The 803-nt window shown below is 34.9% G+C and carries 1 protein-coding gene; it reads right to left on the reverse strand.

Annotated features, from left to right (window positions below; genetic code table 11):
• Positions 1-803, reverse strand: an 803-nt coding sequence (locus tag JVV30_RS12940) for a recombinase family protein (RefSeq protein WP_204194352.1), incomplete at both ends; no start/stop codon positions are given.

An 803-nucleotide genomic window follows, 5' to 3' on the forward strand; every position in this document is an offset into this window, starting at 1 on the left:
TACTGCTTGATGATATAGGTTTTGATTGTTGCTGTAATGATTGCGTTTGTTCTCTGAACGTTTCTGCATCAATTTTGCCTTGGGCTAATTTTTCTATGAGCTGCTCGTGATTGAGTGTAGTTTTAGTTTCTACATCTCTTTGTCTTTTGAGTCGTTGTTGAATAGTATGGTTTATTTTTGAATAGAGCTGTTGATTTTGAAAGAAGTCCTGACAAATCGCTAAAACACTTGTTTCTAATTCTTGTGCGTTGATTCCTTTAAATTCACAAACAAAGCGAGCATTATTCATATTTTGCGGACAGACATAGTAACGCAATGAATAATCTGGTTTGCGGACAGTCATGTTTGTGAGTGTCGAATGACAATAGGGACATTTGATTTTTTGTTTGAGTTGATTTTCTGACGGCTTACGTTTGACTTGTTTCTGAGTTCGGGTAACTTGAGCTTCTTCGTATATCGTTGTACTGACAATAGCTGGGAACATGTTTTCATATTGTCCGTATTGATTGATAACACGGCCACAGTAATTAGGGTTAAGGATAATATTACGCACTTGATAGGGCTTGCGATTAATGAATTTATTATCAGCTTCTAAGTATTGCGCAATTTTTTTATAACCATAACCTTGAAGGTAATAATTGAACACAGCTTTTATTGTTGGTGCTTTTACTGTGTCTATTGTGAAAGTACCATTATGATAGTGATACCCAAAGGGTGCATGTGTTGTAATCATTTTACCTTGTTTATCTTTTTCTTTGATTCCATTTTTGACTTGTTCGCCTATATTATCAGATTCTATTTCG

The organism is Staphylococcus sp. GDY8P47P (genome assembly GCF_016892225.1).
Lineage (GTDB): Bacteria > Bacillota > Bacilli > Staphylococcales > Staphylococcaceae > Staphylococcus > Staphylococcus borealis.